The organism is Streptomyces sp. NPDC016851, assembly GCF_055562795.1.
In genome coordinates this window covers 264,895-282,199 of the sequence record NZ_JBVHEP010000008.1, presented here as the reverse complement: position 1 = coordinate 282,199, position 17,305 = coordinate 264,895, and the positions used below count along the sequence as shown (strand labels likewise).

At 73.7% G+C, this 17,305-nt stretch carries 11 protein-coding genes; 2 read left to right on the top strand and 9 right to left on the bottom strand.

The features are described 5' to 3' along the window. Window positions 1-47 precede the first annotated feature (47 nt). From ACZ3I3_RS15800 to ACZ3I3_RS15780, 5 genes are all read right to left on the bottom strand, one after another. Window positions 48-1,061: an ABC transporter permease gene (locus ACZ3I3_RS15800; protein ID WP_467365412.1), complete on the bottom strand. Its 1,014-nt coding sequence runs from the start codon at window positions 1,059-1,061 to the stop codon at window positions 48-50. 92 nt (window positions 1,062-1,153) lie between these two features. Continuing rightward, window positions 1,154-1,951, bottom strand: a complete 798-nt coding sequence (locus tag ACZ3I3_RS15795) for an SDR family oxidoreductase (RefSeq protein WP_467365411.1) — start codon at window positions 1,949-1,951, stop codon at window positions 1,154-1,156. Further along, on the bottom strand, window positions 1,948-2,901 hold the full coding sequence (locus ACZ3I3_RS15790; protein ID WP_467365409.1) for a transketolase family protein: 954 nt from the start codon (window positions 2,899-2,901) through the stop codon (window positions 1,948-1,950). Before ACZ3I3_RS15790 ends, ACZ3I3_RS15795 begins: the two co-directional genes overlap by 4 nt. Further along, window positions 2,898-3,776, bottom strand: coding sequence for a transketolase (locus tag ACZ3I3_RS15785; protein WP_467365407.1), 879 nt, complete (start codon window positions 3,774-3,776; stop codon window positions 2,898-2,900). Before ACZ3I3_RS15785 ends, ACZ3I3_RS15790 begins: the two co-directional genes overlap by 4 nt. Window positions 3,777-3,951: 175 nt before the next feature. After that, window positions 3,952-4,398: an SRPBCC family protein gene (locus ACZ3I3_RS15780; RefSeq protein WP_467365405.1), complete on the bottom strand. Its 447-nt coding sequence runs from the start codon at window positions 4,396-4,398 to the stop codon at window positions 3,952-3,954. A 210-nt stretch (window positions 4,399-4,608) separates the two neighbouring features. Here ACZ3I3_RS15780 and ACZ3I3_RS15775 point away from each other — a divergent pair, with 210 nt between their 5' ends. Then, on the top strand, window positions 4,609-5,190 hold the full coding sequence (locus tag ACZ3I3_RS15775; RefSeq protein ID WP_467365403.1) for a hypothetical protein: 582 nt from the start codon (window positions 4,609-4,611) through the stop codon (window positions 5,188-5,190). 10 nt (window positions 5,191-5,200) lie between these two features. Here the strand turns inward: ACZ3I3_RS15775 and ACZ3I3_RS15770 are convergent, their stop codons facing one another. Genes ACZ3I3_RS15770 through ACZ3I3_RS15755 form a run of 4 tightly spaced genes read right to left on the bottom strand, consistent with a single transcriptional unit; the run spans window position 5,201 to window position 9,730 of the window. After that, window positions 5,201-6,184, bottom strand: coding sequence for an NAD-dependent epimerase/dehydratase family protein (locus ACZ3I3_RS15770; RefSeq protein ID WP_467365401.1), 984 nt, complete (start codon window positions 6,182-6,184; stop codon window positions 5,201-5,203). Next, window positions 6,181-7,782 carry an AMP-binding protein gene (locus ACZ3I3_RS15765; RefSeq protein WP_467365399.1) on the bottom strand — a complete coding sequence of 534 codons (1,602 nt, stop codon included), beginning with the start codon at window positions 7,780-7,782 and terminating at the stop codon, window positions 6,181-6,183. The genes ACZ3I3_RS15770 and ACZ3I3_RS15765 overlap by 4 nt, the downstream gene beginning before the upstream one ends. After that, window positions 7,779-8,729: an alpha/beta fold hydrolase gene (locus ACZ3I3_RS15760; protein WP_467365397.1), complete on the bottom strand. Its 951-nt coding sequence runs from the start codon at window positions 8,727-8,729 to the stop codon at window positions 7,779-7,781. Before ACZ3I3_RS15760 ends, ACZ3I3_RS15765 begins: the two co-directional genes overlap by 4 nt. Further along, window positions 8,726-9,730 carry a 3-oxoacyl-ACP synthase III family protein gene (locus tag ACZ3I3_RS15755; protein ID WP_467365395.1) on the bottom strand — a complete coding sequence of 335 codons (1,005 nt, stop codon included), beginning with the start codon at window positions 9,728-9,730 and terminating at the stop codon, window positions 8,726-8,728. Before ACZ3I3_RS15755 ends, ACZ3I3_RS15760 begins: the two co-directional genes overlap by 4 nt. Window positions 9,731-9,912: 182 nt before the next feature. On the opposite strand from ACZ3I3_RS15755, the gene ACZ3I3_RS15750 reads away from it, so the two are divergent. Further along, complete coding sequence (locus tag ACZ3I3_RS15750; RefSeq protein WP_467365393.1) at window positions 9,913-17,298, top strand: SDR family NAD(P)-dependent oxidoreductase; 7,386 nt, start codon at window positions 9,913-9,915, stop codon at window positions 17,296-17,298. Window positions 17,299-17,305 lie beyond the last annotated feature (7 nt).

Below are 17,305 nucleotides of genomic sequence, written 5' to 3'. Positions count from 1 at the left end.
AAAGGCGGGAAAAGGGTTCGGTGCTGGATGGGGACGGGCCGGGACGGTCAGCGCGCCTCGCGCCGGCGCAGCACATCGACCATGACGGCCAGGGCGATCACCACGCCGATGACGATCTGCTGGACGAACGGGGAGACTCCGAGCAGGTTGAGCCCGTTGTGCAGGACCCCGATGATCAGGACGCCGAACAGGGTTCCGGTGACGGAGCCGACGCCGCCGCTCAGGCTGGCGCCGCCGATCACCACGGCGGCGATCGCGTCGAGTTCGTAGCCCGTTCCGGCGCTCGGCTGCGAGGAGTCCAGACGCATCGAGAGGAAGACACCGGCCAGGCCGACGAGGACTCCGGTCACGGTGTAGACGAGCACCGTCCGCTTCCGCACGCTGATGCCGGCGAGCCTGGCCACCTCGGAGCTGCCGCCGATGGCGTACAGCTCACGCCCGCCGGTCCGGTAGCGCATGTAGGCCCACCCCGCCGCGTACAGCACGACGAGCACGAAGGTGACGAAGGTGAAGACGCCGAGGTACCGGATGGTGGAGAGGTTGTCGAACCAGTCCGGGTACCCGACGATCTGCTGCCCGTCGGTGATGACGTTGGCCAGGCCGCGGGCGATGGACATCATCGCCAGGGTGGCGATGAACGGCGGGAGTCTGGTGAAGGTGACGCCCAGCCCGTTGGCCAGGCCGCACGCTCCCGCGACGCCGACCGCGACGACGGCGCTCAGCCACAGCGGCCAGCCCTGGTCGTGGGAGAGCCAGCCGAGCACCATGGTCGCCAGCGCCAGGACCGCGCCCACTGAGAGGTCGATGCCGCCCGTGATGATGACGGCGGTCATACCGAGGGCGAGAAGACCCAGGATCACCGCCTGGTCGACGATGTTCAGCAGGTTGTTCTGGGTCAGGAAATACGGCGTCGCGATGTAGAAGACGACGCACATGGCGACGAGGCCGAGAGCGGGACCGCGCGATCCCGTGAGCAGTCCGGTGGCCCAGGCCGGCGCCTTCAGCCGCCGTCCGGCCGGTTGCGCGTCCACGGGCTTCGCCGCGTTGCTGGTCGTACTCATGAAGGTCTCCGGATAGTGAAATGTGCATCCAGGTCGGGAGGAGCGGCGGGACCGCCTTCGGCCGCTTGCGCTGTCGTCACGCCCGTGACGTGCTAGTTCATGAACATCCCCCCGTCGACGTTGATCGTCTGGCCCGTGATGTACGCCGCTTCCTCGGAGGCGAGGAAGAGCAGGAGGCCGGCCACGTCGTCGTCGGTACCGGCCCGGCCGAGGGGGATGTTCGCGACCCATTCGGCCATGAGTTCGCCGGGCTCGTAGTCGCCCAGCAGCCGGCCCCACGCGCGGTCGTTGTAGTCCCACATGTCGCTGCCGACGATGCCGGGGCAGTAGGCGTTCACGGTGATCCGGTCCTTGGCGAGTTCCTTCGCCAGGCTCTGGGTGAGGCCCACGACCCCGAACTTGCTGGCCGCGTAGTGCGGTGTGTAGATGAAGCCCTGACGTGCCTGGCCCGAGGCGGCGTTGAGGATGCGCCCGCCGCGTCCGTGCCGCCGCATGCTCGCGGCTGCGGCCTGTGCGCACAGGAACGTGCCCGTGGTGTTGACGGCGAGGACCTTCTGCCAGTCGTCCAGGCTCAGGTCCTCCAGGGGGCTGATGGTGATGACGCCGGCGTTGTTGACCAGGACGTCCACACCGCCCCGGGTCCGGTCGGCGAGGTCGAAGGCGCGGGCCACGTCGTCCGCCGAGGTGACGTCCGCGCGGATGCCGAGCGCGCGGCCGGCGGGGTGCCGGGCGGCGACCGCCTCGGCGGCCTCCTCGACGGCCTCGGACAGGTCGAGCATCAGCACGTCCGCGCCTTCGCCGGCGAACCGTGCGGCCGTCCCGCGTCCGATGCCCTGTGCGGCGCCGGTGACGACGACGCACTTGTCCTTGAAGCGAGGGGAAGGTGTCACAGCAACTCCCGTACGGCGGAGGCGATGCCGTCGGCCGTGAGCCCGAAGTGCTCCAGCAGGAAGGCGGCACTCCCGGTCGGCGCGAACTCCCGCTGGACGCCGAGGATCCGCATGGGCACGGGATGGTTCTGCGCGACGACGCTCGCCACTGCTGCGCCGAGGCCGCCCGTGGTGGTCGCCTCCTCGGCGGTGACGATGCCCCGGGTTTCGCGCGCGGCCCGCAGCACGGCCGCCACGTCCAGCGGTTCGACGAAGGTCATGTTCAGCACCCGCAGGCCGATGCCCTCGGCCCGCAGTGTCCGGGCGGCGGCCAGGGCGCGGGAGACCAGGGTCCCGACGGCCATGACGGTGATGTCGTCGCCGTCGGTGAGCTGGAGGCTGCGGCCGGGTTCGAACGGTGCGTCCCGCGGCGTGACCGACGGGACCTTGAACCGGGGGATGCGCAGGTAGGTGGGGCCGTCGTGTGCGGCGGCCCAGCGGACGGCGGCGCGGGTCTGCGCCGGGTCCGCGGGCACGGCGACGGCCAGATCGGCGATCGCCCGCATCCAGGACAGGTCCTCGATCGAGTGGTGGGTCGGCCCCAGTTCCCCGTAGGCCAGACCGGGGCTCTGGCCGCAGAGCACGAGCGGAAGTCCGTTGTAGGCGGCGTCGGTCTTGATCTGCTCCGTGGCGCGGCCGGTGAGGAAGGGGCCCGCCGCGCTGATGAACGGGACGAACCCGCCGATCGCGAGACCGGCGCCGACGCCGACGAGATCCTGCTCGGCGATGCCGACGTTGACGAGGCGGTCGGGGAAGAGCTCTTTGAACCGGACGAGGTTGCTCGACCCCACGGAGTCGTTGCAGACGGCGACGATCCGCTCGTCCTCGGTGGCCAGCGCGATCAGTTCGTCCGCGAACGCCTGACGGCAGTCGTAGGTCTCCGCGGCCTCGGGCATGACATCGGCAGTCATCGGCTGAGCTCCTCCAGGGCGGCCTGAACCTGTTCGGAATCGGGCACCTTGTGGTGCCACTCCACGCGGTCCTCGATGAACGACACGCCCTTGCCCTTGACGGTGCGGGCCACGACGGCGACCGGCCTGCCGGTCGTGGACGGGCGCAGGGCGGACAGCAGCCGGCCGTGGTCGTGGCCGTCGACGTCCCGTACCTCCCAGCCGAAGCTGGCCCACTTGTCCGCGAGGGGCTCCAGCCGCTTGGTCTCCTCGGTGCGGGCGCCCTGTTGGAGGCGGTTCCGGTCGACGACCGCGGTGAGGGAGGCGAGGTCGTGGTGCGCGGCGGTCATCGCCGCCTCCCAGTTGCTGCCCTCCTGCAGTTCTCCGTCGCCGAGAACGACGAACGTGCGGTACGACCGGCCCGACACCTTCGCCGCCAGCGCGCAGCCGACCGCGACGGGAAAGCCGTGACCGAGGGGCCCGGTGTTCGTCTCGACGCCCGGCACCTTCCTGCGGTTCGGGTGGCCGTTGAGCGGGGAGAGCGGCGCCATGAACGTGGACAGCTCCGGCAGCGGGAAGAAGCCGCTGTGGGCGAGGGTCGCGTACAGGGCCGCCGCGCAGTGCCCCTTGCTGAGGATGAAGCGGTCGCGATCCGGGTCGCGCGGCTTCTCGGGATCCACGGCCAGCACCCCGCCGAACAGGGTGGCGAGGATGTCCGTCACCGACAGGTCGCCGCCGATGTGGCCGAGCCGGGCGCCGTCGATCATCCGCACCACGCTGCGGCGCACGTCGGTGGACAGCTGCCGCAACTCGTGCAGGCGGGCCGCGTCTTCGCCGGCGATGCGCCGACGCCGTTCCCGGAACCGCGCGATCCCGGCGGGGTCTGAGGTGAGCATCTGGATCGTCCTTGATCACTGGTCTCGGGGGTCGCGAGGGACCTCGCGGCACCGGCCGAAGACAGAGGGGTTGAATAGATATTCAAGCGTGAATCGCGAACGCCCTCATGCTGGGCGCGTTTCGGCCACGTGTCAATAGGGTGAATCGATGCCTTCTCGCGGTGACGGGTGCCGTTTACCGTCCGACGAGCCGCCGTTCGAGGTCGCGGAGGTCCTTGCGGAGGGAAGAGCGGACCTGGCGGGCCAGCAGTGGTGCGGCCAGCCGGTAGAAGCCGCCTGCGCCGCCCCGGACGCGAATGCGGGCGCGTGTGCCGCGGGCGTGCGGCTCGAAGGCGTACGTGACGTGCATGGGCATCGGGCCGGCCACGGAGATCATGTCCAGCAGATGCGGTGGTTCGTGCGCGGCCACCCTCAGGACGTAGTCGATGCGTCGGCCGAGGAAGAAGGCCGTCCGGGTGACCTCGGCGTCCACGCCGAAGCCACCCGCGTCCGCCTCCCGGGTCAGCTCCGCGGTGCGGATGCCCTGCGTCCACTCGGCGTCATGGCGCCAGTCCATGGCGTACTCGGCCACCCGCTCGGGCGGGAGCGGGATCACGCGCTCCACGGACACGTCGATGGTCATGGCGCTGCCGCCTTTTCCTTGACCGGCCCGGATCGGGGGGCGGGCTGCTGTCTCCAGGGTCCTCGATGCCGGAGACGGGCGCACGACGGGCATGCCGGCTGCGCTTCGAACGGGGGTGGCGCCGGAAGCCCGCCGTCATGAGTACGCGTACTCAGTGGCGTCCGCCCGGCTACCGATCCGAGCGGTCGGCCGCCATGAGAAAGTCCTTCCATGTCCGCCTCAACGCCCGTCGGCCGTGCCGCACTTGCCGCATCCGCCCTGGTCCTCGGCGCCGCCCTCTCCGCATGTGGTGACCTGCACGCCCAGGAGACGACCGCCCGGGGCGCCACTCCCAGTGCGTCCACCGGGGCCTCGCCGTACGTGGAGCCGGGGGCCGGTGACGGCGCTCCGCACTACAACGAGAACAACGCGCACCGCCAGTCGCGCGAGATGTCTCCCGCCCACGCGAAGGACGCCGAGCGGGAGGCCGGGCGCATCCGGCCGGTGCTCGAGCGGCTGTGGGAGCAGCGGAAGTGGGACCCGGCGACGGTGCGGACGGCCCTGCTGCGCCTCGGCTACGAGGAGGAGCGCGTCACGAAGGACGGCAAGCGGCTCGGCGGGACGCTCACCGTCACCGGGATGTCCCGGCGCTGGAAGGGCGACGGTTACGTGACGCCGGAGGGGGCACAGGTCGCGCTGCGCGTCCATGACGACGCCTGCGTCACGGCATTCGTGCAGAAGTCGAACTTCGATGCCCGGGCCAACGGGCCGTACCCGGAGAGCGGCTGCTTCGAGCCGCCCTTCGCCCACTGACCGGCACGCCTCACCGCACTGCGTCCGCCAGGGCGTTGATGCCCTCCTCGAAGCCGACCGGTGGTTCGAAGCCCAGGTCGCGGCGGGCTGCCCGGACGCTGAACCAGTGGGGATGCGTGAGCTCCGCGACGAGGAAGCGGCTCAGGGCGTGGGTGCGGGTGAGGCCGGTCAGCCGCAGGACGGCCTCGGACGCGGCCGCGGCGGCATGGGCCAAAGAGTGCGGGACGGTGCACCACGTGGCCCGGAGGCCGGCCGCGCGCAGGAAGTGGGCGGTGATGTCGCGCAGGGGGCGAGGATCGTCCTGGGTGATGAAGTAGGCGCGGCCCCCGATGGGACGGCCCTCCCGGAGCCGGTCGAGAGCGAGCAGGTGGGCGTGGGCGGCCGTGTGCAGATGGGTCGTGTCGACGAGGTGGCTGCCGTCGCCGGGCATCACCAGCCGGCCCGCGCGCACGGCACGCGCCAGGGCCGGGGCGAAGTGCGGGTCGCCCGGCCCCCAGATGATGTGGGGACGCAGGGAGACGGTGGCCAGGGCCGGGCTGTCGGCGGCCAGGACGAGGGCTTCCGCGTGTGCCTTGGTGCGCGGGTAGGCGGCCAGGTGCCTACGGGGGTAGGGGCAGCGCTCGTCGGCGTTCTCCAGGCCGCCGGGCCGGAACACGACGCTGGCGGTCGAGGTGTACACGAGGGTGCCGATCCCCTGGGCGCGGCACTGGTCGATGACGTTGCGGGTGCCTACGACGTTGGTTCTCCAGTACGGCGCGAGCGGGCCGCTGACGCCCGCCAGGGCGGCGTTGTGGATGACGGCGTCGCAGCCGGCGAGCGCGCGGGAGACGGCGGCCGGGTCGGCGAGGTCGCCCAGGTGCTGCCGCACGCCGAGGCTCTCCAGGGCCGGGCTCGGGCGGCGGGCGAGGGAGGCGGCCGGGGTGCCGCGGGCGACGAGCCGGCGGCAGATCTCCTGCCCCAGGAAGCCGCTGCCGCCGGTGACCAGGACCCTCATCGGGCGCCTCCCGGCCCGTACTTGGCGGCGTGCGCGGCCAGCCGGGCACGGTCGGTCTTGGAGTTGTGGCGGATGTCGGTGGGGAAGCGGGAGTGGAACAGCACCGTGCCGATGCGGCGGCCGCTCGGGTGTTCGCGGAGGGCGGCGCGCAGGGCTTCCAGGACGGTGTCCCTGGCCGTGCCGGGTTCGCGTTCGACGCACAGCACCGCCCGCTGCCGTCCTGCCGGGCCGACGCCGACCAGGGCGGTGCGACGGACCCCGGCGGCGGTGTCGGCGACGGCCTCGACGTCCTCGGTGGTGAGGGTGAAGCCTTCGCCCGTGACGAGGTGGGCCTTGCGGCCGAGGTACCACAGCCGGCCTTCGCCGTCGAGGCGCCCCAGGTCGCCGGTGCGGTGCCACCGGACGTCCCCGGTGACCGTCCTGGCGGCGGCGGTGGCGTCGGGGCGGGCGTGGTAGCCCGGGCTGACCACGGGCCCCGCGACGGAGATCTCCCCGAGCCCGGTGGCGTCCGCGTCCAGGATGCACGCCTCGACGCCGGGCAGTGGCCGGCCCAGGCAGGTACCGGCGTGGCCGGGGGGCGGCTGGGTGCGCAGCGCACTCAGATCGCCGGAGCTGATGGCGGCGACGGGCAGGCACTCCGTGGCGCCGTACACGCTGAGGATCTCCGCCTCGGCCGGCAGGGCCCTCGACAGCGACTCGACCAGCCGTGGGCGCAACGGCGCGCCGAAGGACAGCACGCGGCGGACCGACGGCAGCGTCAGGCCGTGGCGGGCGCAGTGGCCGGCGATCAGGCCGAGGACCGCCGGTGAGCCGATGACGATGTCCGCCCGGTGGCGCAGCAGGGGACCGACGAGGTGCCGCGGGGGCGTGCGGGCCGGGGCCAGATGGTCGACCTGCGGGGCGACGGTCGTGAGGCCGAGCAGGGGACCCAGCGTGGCGAACGGCAGGAAGCAGGAGAGCAGGACGTCGCCGGGCTCGGGGCGGAGCACGGCGTCCAGGGCGGTGAGCTGTCCGGCCAGGGTGCTGTAGTGGTACTCGACGCCCTTGGGCTGCCCGGTGGAGCCGGAGGTGAAGGCGATCATCGCCAGGTCCCCGGGTCGCGGCTCCGGGACGCATGGCGCGGGGCCGTGGCCGTCCGGCACCGCCAAGGACAGGCTGTCTCCCAGCAGTCGGTCCCGGCCGGGGAAGGCGCGGCCGGTGACCAGTGCCGTACGGACGTGGCCCCGGCCCCAGCCCAGGGCCCGGCGCGCCACGTGCGCCGGCGGATCCCCGACGAAGACGCCGGGGGCGATCTCGTCCAGGCAGCGCCGTACCTCGGCGCGCGGCTCGATCAGTACGGGGACGGCACCGAGCGAGGTCAAGGCGTAGACGGACACGACGAGTTGGTAGGCGTCGCGCGTCATCACCACGGCCTTGTCGCCGCGCCCCACCCCGGCCGCCCGGAGGGCGTCGGCGGCGCGGCGGCAGCCGTCCAGCAGCTGTGCCGTCGTCACCGCTCCGTCGGACGAGGCGCCGGTGCAGCGGACGAGCACGGTCGCCTGCGCGTCCTCGGTCAGCCGGGTGAGGCGGGCGAAGACGCCGTCGTGTGCGGTGGTCATCGCTGTCCTCGTCCTCGCAGGAAGTCGCGGATGTGACCGCCGAGTTCGGCCCCGGCGTCGTCCATCACCAGGTGGCCGGCGCGCGGGAAGCGGTGGACGACGGCGTGCGGGTACCGGCGGGTCCACTCGGCGAGCACCAGTGGCGTGAAGACCGGATCGCGCATGCCCCAGCCGATGAGCATCGGCAGCTGTCCGAGGTCGTCGGAGCCGTCGCGGGGGGTGAGCAGCCGCCAGGTCGTGTCCTCGGGGTGGCGGGGGATGGCGCGGACGAACTCCACGATCGCCCGGCGGTTGTCCCGGCGGGCATGGGGCAGCAGGTAGGCGCGCCGCTCGGCCCGGCTGAGCCGGTGGGTGACGCCGAGGCGGACCGTGGCCCGGGCGAAGGCGTTGGTGGCGTGCACCACGTCCGCGACCGGCCGGTGATCCCTGATCCAGCGCAGGTAGAACGGCAGCCGGTAGCCGTCGGGCCAGGGGAAGGCGATCGTGTTGAGGACCACCAGACGGGAGACGACGCCCGGATTGCGCAGCAGCCAGGCGATGCCGAGCGGGCCGCCCCAGTCGTGCACGACGAACGTCCAGCCCCGCCGCGGGACGCCCTCGTGACGGACCAAGTGCTCGTAGAGGGCGTCCAGATGGTCCAGCTGGTGCAGGTACCGGTCCTCCGGGTCGGACGGCAGTCGCACCTGCTGGGACAGGCCGAGGCCGGGCAGGTCCGGGGCCAGGCACCGGGCGTGCGGGGCCAGTGCGGGAAGCAGCTTGCGCCAGGCGTAACTCCAGGTCGGGTTGCCGTGCAGGAACAGCAGCGGATCGCCCGTGCCGACGTCCAGATAGTGCTGGCCCGTCGACGGCACGAGGCGCCAGTGCTCGCGCCCCGGGTAGTCGGGCAGCAGGAGCTGGAGCACGGAAGCGGGCGGGGCGGCGGCCGGGCGCCGGTTCTCGGCGCTCACCAGCGGACCAGCGCCAGACCGAAGCTCATGCCACTGGCCAGGCCGATCATCGCCACCATGTCACCGGGCTCGATGCGGTCGGTCTCCAGCGCCTTGACCAGTTGCAGGGGCAGGGAGGCGGCGGCGCAGTTGCCGTGCTCCGCCACGGCCGGCATGCACCGGTCGGCGGGCAGGGGGAGTCTGTCGACCATCTCCTGGTAGTGCGGCATGCCGATCTGGTGGAAGGCGATGAAGGAGCTGGCGCGGACCGCCTCCAACTCCCGCTGCGCCGACTGCCGGAGGAAGGCCAGACCCTCGACCGCGGTGGTGCGCAGCAGGTCGCCGTTGAGCCGGATGGTCAGGTGCTCGTCGTCGAACGCCCGCGGGTGCATGGAGCCGCCGCCGCTCACGGTGCAGGCGTTCCAGGCGGTGGAGTCCGCGGCGAACCGAAGGCCCAGCACCCCGGGGTCGTCCTCCCCGGCGGGCCCGGCGGTGAGCAGCAGGGCGGCGCCGGCGTCGGAGACGGTGTAGCCGGGCATGGCCCGCATCAGCGCCTCGTGGTCGGGGACGTGCCAGCGCGTGACCATGGTGCCCGTCTCGCCGCAGGCGATGAGCACCGTGCGGTAGCGGCGGGTGGCGATGAACGCGCTCGCCACCTCCATCGCGTTGAGGACGCTGTTGCAGGCGTTGGTCACGTCGAACACCGGGCAGGTGGCGCCCAGTTTGGCGGCGACGAGGTGCGAGGTCGACGGCTCGATCATGTCCTGGCTGGTGGCGGCGAACAGCAGCAGGTCCACCTCGCCGATGGCCGTGCCGGCGTCCGCGAGGGCCTTGCGGGCAGCCGAGACCGCGAGGTCCGAGGAGCACTCGCCCTCCTCGCGCACATGGACACCGCGCACGCCGGTGACGTCTTCGAGCAGGCCGGGCGGCGGTACGTAGGGACTTCCGGCGGCGGCGATCCCGGCCCGGATCTCCTCCAAGGTCCGGTAACGGGACGGCAGATGGACGGCGATTGCTGTCAAGCGGGCACGCGGGGCTTCGAGCACCGCGCCACCGTAACGGCCGGTCACACAACGTGAGTTGGAGTTCACTCGTTCGCTGGACGGATACCACGCCAACGGGTGAACCGGGACTTGGGCGCCGGGTCACGAGGGCAGTTGTCACTCCGCTCGATGCGGACAAACGGCGCAACAGGGGGCGGGTCATGGGCGTGGGACGGGACGACCGGGCGGTGGCGGTGGTGGGCGTCGGCTGCCGGCTGCCGGGCGGCATCACCGACCTGGACGGGCTGTGGGCGGCCCTGCGGGACGGGCGTGATCTCGTCGGTGAGATGCCGCCGGACCGGTTCCCCAAGGACCGGTTCGTCGATCCGGGGGCGGTGCGCCCGGGCCGCAGCTACACCGCCGCCGGGGGCTTCCTCGACGACATCGCGTCCTTCGACGCCGCGTACTTCGGCATCTCACCCAAGGAAGCCGCACACCTCGACCCGCAGCAGCGGCTGCTGCTGGAGATGGCCGCCGAGGCGCTGGACGACGCCGCCATTCCGGCCGAGGCGCTCGCCGGGTCGGACACGTGTGTGTATGTGGGGGTCTCCGATCCTGCCTACGGCACCGTCCTGATGCTCATGGAGGACCACACCAGCCCCCACACCATGCCCGGCGCCACCCTGTCCATCACGGCCAACCGCCTGTCGTACGCGTTCGACCTGCGTGGCCCCAGCATGGCCGTCGACACGGCGTGCTCCTCGTCGTTGGTGGCGCTGGACCGGGCCTGCCGCACCCTGCGGGAGGGCACCAGCCGGGTGGCCCTGGTCGGCGGTGTCAACGTCCTCGCCCACCCGTTCTCGTTCAGCGGGTTCTCCTACGCGGGGATGCTGTCGCGGCGCGGCCGGTGCGCGGCCTTCTCCGCCGACGCCGACGGCTTCGTGCGGGCCGAGGGCGGCGCCGTGCTGGTGCTGAAGCGCCTCGCCGACGCGGTGGCCGACGGCGACCGGATCCACGCCGTCCTCGCCGGCACGGGCAGCAACTCCGACGGCCGCACCACCGGCATGACCCTGCCCAGCGCCGAAGCCCAGGAGGCGCTGCTGCGCACGGTGTGCCGGGAGGCCGGAATCGGCCCGGACGACCTGGTCTACTTCGAGGCGCACGGCACCGGCACCCCGGTCGGCGACCCCGCCGAGGCCCGGGCCATCGGCCAGGCCCTGGGCACGCGTCGGGGCGCCGGCCCGCTGCCCGTCGGCTCGGTCAAGTCCAACCTGGGGCATCTGGAGCCCGCCGCGGGCATGGCCGGCCTGCTCAAGGCGATCCTGGTGCTCCGCCACCGGACGGCACCCGCGTCCCTGCACGCCCTCCCGCTCAACCCGGCCATCGACTTCGACGCGCTCGGCCTCGCACCCACCGTGACACCCGTGGAACTGCCCCGCACGGAACGGGCCGCGGTCGGGGTGAACTCCTTCGGGTTCGGCGGCACCAACGCCCACGCCGTCGTCGTACCACCGCCCCCGGCACCGCCCGGAACGGAGCCCGCCGACACGCCGGTGCCGGTGGTGATCTCCGCGCGATCCCCCAAAGCACTCAGGGAGTTGAGCGCGCGCATGGCCGAGCGGCTGCGGGCGGCGGCACCCGAGGAGTTCTACGACCTGGCCCGCACCAGCACCCTGCGGCGCAGCGCCCACCCGCACCGTGCCGCCGTGCTGGCCGCCGAGCCCCGGCAGGCGGCGGACCGGCTGGAGGGCCTGTTCACCGACGCGCCGTCCCACGGGGCCGTCACCCGCAGGGCCGAGCGGGGTGCCGTCGCGTTCGTCTACTCCGGCAACGCCTCCCAGTGGCCCGGGATGGCCGCCGACCTGATGGCGGGGGAGGCCGTCTTCCGCGCCGCCGTCGAGGAGGCCGACGCCGCGCTGGCCCCGCATCTGGGCTGGTCCGTGGCGAAGGAACTGGAGCGCCCCACCCCGGCGCGCTGGGCCCGTACGGAGATCGCCCAGCCGGTGCTGTTCGCCGTCCAGGTCGGCCTGACCGCGCTGCTGGCAGCGCAGGGCCTGCGCCCGCGTGCGGTGGCCGGGCACAGCGTCGGAGAGGTGGCCGCCGCGTACACGGCCGGGGCGCTGACCCTGGAGCAGGCGGCTGTGGTGATCGCCCAGCGGAGCCGCACCCAGGGCCACACGGCGGGCCGGGGCCGCATGGCCGCCGTCGGCCTCGCCGAAGACGCCGCCCGCGCGGAACTGGCCCGCTTCGACGGGGCACTGGAGATCGCCGGCATCAACAGCGACCGGGACGTGACGGTGGCCGGCGACCCCGACTCCCTCGCCGCGCTGGGTGCTGAACTGACGGCCCGTGACGTCTTCTTCCGCGAGCTGGATCTCGACTACGCCTTCCACAGCCGCGCCATGGACCCCATCGAGGAACCGCTGCGCGCCGCCCTGGCCGATCTGACCCCCGCCGCGGCGCGCGTGCCGTTCGTCTCCACGGTCACCGCGGCCCCGCTCATCGGACAGGAGCTCGACGCGGCGTACTGGTGGCGCAACGTGCGCGAGCCGGTCCGTTTCGCCGAAGCCATGGGCCGCCTCGCGGACGAGGGCATCGGCATCGTCGTGGAGCTCGGCCCTCACCCGGTGCTGCGCCCCTACCTGCGCCGCACGGGACTGACGTACGTGCCGACGCTGCACCGGGACGGGGACGGGCCGCGCGAGGCCGCGGCCGCGGTCGCCGCCCTGCTCGCCGCCGGGGCGGAAGTCGACTGGCAGGTCCACTTCCCGCGACCCGGCCGGGTCGCCGACCTGCCCGCCTACCCCTGGCAGCGCGACCGGCACTGGCACGGCACCCCGCAGGACCTCGTCCTGCACACCAGCGGCACCGGCGTACTGGACCACCCCCTGCTCGGCGAACGGCAGCCCGCGCCCCACCCCCTGTGGAGCGGCACCGTCGAGCCTCAACTCGTGCCCTGGCTCGGCGACCACCGGATCAGCGGCAGTGTCCTCATGCCCGCCGCCGCGTACGTGGAGATGGCCGTCACGGCGGGGGAGCGGGCGCTGGGCCGCCCGGTGGAGGTGCGGCACCTGGAACTCTCCCGCCCCTTCCCGCTCGGATGGCCGGACCCGGCGGGGGCCGCGCTGCAGACCGCCGTCACCCCGGTCGACGGCACGCTGACCGTCAGCACACGGGACTCCCGCGACGCCGAGGTGCAGCCGGTCGTCCGTGGCCAGGTACGCATCCGGCTGGGCAACGCCCCCGGTCCGCTGGACATCGCCGCGGTCAAGGCACGCTGCTCCCGCACGCTCACGGGCCCGGACTTCTACGAGCACTGCCGACGCGTCGGGCTGGAGCTCGGCCCGGCGTTCCGGCTGCTGCGGAGCCTCGAGGTCGGCGAGGGCGAACTGCTGGCGTGGTACCGGCTGGAGCACCCGGCCGACGCCTACACGGTCCACCCCGTACTGCTGGACCAGCCTTTCCAGGCCACCGTCGCACTGGCCGAGCAGCCGACCCGGGAAGCCGCCGGATATCTGCCCTCGGCCTTCGGCGCGGTGCGGGTGTGGCGCACGCCCGCGCCGGAGGGCGTCGTCCACCTGCGGCGCCGCAGCCGCAGCGCCAACGAGGTCTGCTGGGACATCACGTACGCGGACCTCGACGGCACCGTCACCGCCGAGATCGACAAGTGCCGCACCCGGCGCGCCCGCCTCGGCGACCACGCCCCGCTGACGGTCCAGCGCACGGTCCTGCGCGCTGCCCCGCGCCTCTCGGAACACGCCCCGCCGTCCCCGCTGCCCGCTCCCGCCGAGGTGGCGTCCGCCGCCCGGGCGCGCATCGCCGCCGCACGCGCCGACCTCGACGACAGCGGCCACGAGCGGTTCACGGCCGCCGCCGAACGGGCCGGCGCGCACTGCTGGGCAGCGGCCCTGCGCGGCCTGCTGTCCGATACGGGGCAGCGTTTCACCATGACCGATCTGGTCGGCCGGGGTCTCGTACCCCGGCACCGCAGGCTGGTGCGGCTGGTGCTGCCCCTGCTGATGGAGCAGGGGCTGGCCGAGGCCGACGGGGAGGCCTGGCGGCTGACCGACGTCACGGCGCGCCCCGAGGAGTCGCTGCGGAGCCTGCTGGAGGACCACCCCTGCTTCGGCCCGGTCGCGCTGCTGCTCAACAGCCAGCTGCGGCAGCTGCCCGACGTGCTGCGCGGCACCGTCGAACCGCGCGATCTGCTGCCCGTCGGCGAGAGCTTCCTCGAACAGCACCAGGAGACCGCGCCCGCCCAGCGCTTCACCCACCGGGTGGTGCAGGCGCTGCTCGACCGGATCGTCCGCGACTGGCCCGCCGACCGCCCGCTGCGCGTCCTGGAAGTGGGCGCGACCACGACAGCACTGACCGCCGCCGTGCTGCCGCTGCTGCCGGCCGACCGCACCCACTACACCTGCACGGCCCCCGCCCATACCTCCTTCGCCCGCGCCCGGCACCGTTTCGCCGCCTGCCACTTCATCGACCACCGCACCCTCGACCTGGACGCCGACCCGGCCGTCCAGGGCTTCCCGCCGGGCGGCTTCGACCTGGTCCTGGCCGGCGAGGCCCTGCACACAGCCGCCGACCTGACCGCTGCGCTCGGCCATGTGCGCTCGCTCCTCGCCCCGGGCGGCCACCTGCTGGCCACCGAGCGGCACGACGAACGGCTCGACGCCCTGCTGCTGGGCGGACTGGAGTCGCTGTGGAAACGCGGTGACCGGACCCTGCGCCCCACCACCCGGCTGCTGCCGCGCGAGGCATGGACGCCACTGCTGGAGCGGTGCGGCTTCACCCACCCCTGGCAGACAGGGCCCGAGAACCACTCCGTGACGGTGGCCGCAGCGCCCCGGGACGCCGCGGATCCGCCCGGCCTCCCCGAGCCACCGCCGGGCACGGCCTGGCTCGTGGCCACGGAGACCGACGCCGAGACGCCGACTGCCCGGGAACTGGCCGCGCTGCTGGGCCCGGCCACGGTCCTGCCCGCTCCCGCCGACACCGGCGCATGGACGGCGGCACTGCCCGCCGAGGCGGCGCCCCGCATCGTCCTGCTCCTCGCCGAGCCCGACCCGCGGCGGCTCGTCGCCCGGACCACCGACCGCGCGGCCGTCCTGCGCGCCCTGGCCGCCGCCTGCCGGACGCTGCCCGAGGACCGCGGCCCACAGGTGTGGCTGGTGACGCGCCCCACCGGCCTGTTCCCCGCCCCTGAACGCCCCGCGCAACCCGAGGACGCGGCCGTCTGGGGCGCCGCCCGCACCCTGGCCAACGAGCAGCCCGGCCTCGGACTGCGGCGCATCTCTTTCGACCGCACGGCGGACCCGGCCGCGGACGCCCGGCGGCTGGCCGCGGAGCTGCTCACCACGGGCCGCTCCCCGGACGACAGCGGGAGCCCGGACGAGGACGAAGTCGTCCTCACACCGGCCGGCCGCTTCACTCCTCTCCACGTCGAGCACCCGGCCGACGAGCCCCCTGCCGTGGCCGCCGGCGCGCCGTTCCTCCTGGAGGTCCGCGACCCCGGGCCGGCCCGGCGCCTGGCCTGGCGGGAGGCACCCGTCCCGCGGCCCGGCCACGGCGAAGTCGTCGTCGAGATGCGCGCGGTGGCGCTGAACTACCGTGACCCCCTGCGCGCCAACGGCCTGCTGCCCCCGGAGGCCGTGGAGGACAGCCCGCTCAGCCGCGGACTGGGCACCGACGGCGCCGGCATCGTCCGCGCCGTCGGACCCGGAGTGCGTGACGTGGCGGTCGGAGACCGCGTCTGCGGCGCCGTTCTCGCAGCCCTCGCCTCGCACGCCGTCACCCGCGACTACAACTTGATCAAGATCCCCGACGGAATGAGCTACGCCGAGGCGGCGACCTTCCCCGTCGCGTTCCTGACCGTTCATCAGGCCCTGGCCGACCAGGCGGGTCTGGCCGCCGGTGAGACGGTCCTCGTGCACGGCGGCGCCGGTGCCGTGGGCCTGGCCGCACTGCAATGCGCCCGGGCCCGGGGCGCCCGCGTCATCGCCACCGCCGGGACCGAGACCAAACGGGCCATGCTGCGCAGCCTCGGGGCCTGGCACGTACTGGACTCACGCAGCCTGGACTTCGTCCCACGGGTCCGCGAACTCACCGACGGCCGGGGCGTCGACGTCGTCGTCAACTCCCTCAGCGGTGAGGCGATCGCCCATGGACTCGACCTGCTGCGCCCGGGCGGCCGCTTCATCGAACTGGGGAAACGGGACATCTTCCTCAACAACCCGCTGCCGATGCGCCCGTTCGACCGCAGCCTGACGTTCATCGGCTTCAACCTCGACCCGGTCCTGCTGGACCGCGACCGCGGCTCCCGCCTCGTCGCCGACGTCGTGGCGCTCATCGACCGCGGCGTGTACCGGCCGTTGCCGCACACCGTCTACCCGGCCGCACGGGTGGAGGAGGCCTTCCAGGTCCTCCAGCACTCCCGGCACGTCGGCAAGGTGGTCGTCTCCTTCGATCCCGCCGACGGGAACGCGCTGGACGAACCCGTTCCCGTCCGGCCCGCACCCCGCCCGGCCACCCTGGACGCCGACGGCACCTACCTGGTGACCGGCGGGCTGAGCGGATTCGGTGCCGCCACCGCACGGTGGCTGGCCGACCAGGGAGCCCGGCACCTGGCGCTGGTCTCTCGCAGCGGTTCGGCCGGCCCCGAGGCGCCCGCCCTCCTCGAAGACCTGGCCCGGCGCGGCGTACACGCCACCGCCTACGCCGCCGACGTCACCGACGAGTCGGCGTTGCGCCGGGTCGTCGACGCGGTCGACGCCTCCGGCCACCGGCTGCGCGGCGTCGTGCACGCCGCGATGCACCTTGACGACGCGCCCCTGTCCGAACTCACCGACGACCGCTTCGCCGCCGTCCTCGCCCCCAAGGCACACGGCGCCGCCCAACTCGACCGCCTCACCGCCGGCCACGACATGCACCTGTTCGTCACCTACTCCTCGATCGCCGCCGCCGTCGGCAACATCGGCCAGGCCCCCTACGCGGCCGGCAACGCCTACCTGGAGGCCCAGGCGCGTGCCCGGCGCGCCCAGGGGCACCCCGCCACCGCCCTCGCCTGGGGCCCCATCGGCGACACCGGCTATGTCGCCCGGCACGCCATCAGCGACGCCATGGCCGAGCGGGGCTTCCAGCCCCTCACCGTCGCCGAGGCCCTCACCACCGCCGGTGATCTACTGCGGCCGGGCACCGACGTGGCAGGCGTCGGCCGCTACCGGTGGAGCCGCGCCCGCCGGCTGCTGCCCGCCCTGGCCACCGCCCGTTTCACCGGCCTCGTGCCGGCCGACGCCGGTCCCGGCCCGGAAGGCCGCGCGGACCTGCTGCGCGAACTGGCCGCCATGACCCCGGGCGAGGCCCGGGCCGCGATCACCGGGACCCTGACCCGGCTGCTCGCCACCGTCCTGCACAGCGACCCGGAGGAGCTGGACCCCGCCCGGCCCGTGACCGACTTCGGCCTCGACTCGCTGCTGAGCACCGAGTTCCTGGTGCGCGCCGGCGAGCACTTCGACGTCCGCCTGGCGGCCACCGAACTGATGGGCGGCGACCGCACGCTGACCTACTTCGCGCACCTGGTGCACAGCCGGCTGGACCTCCCGTAGGGGTCCC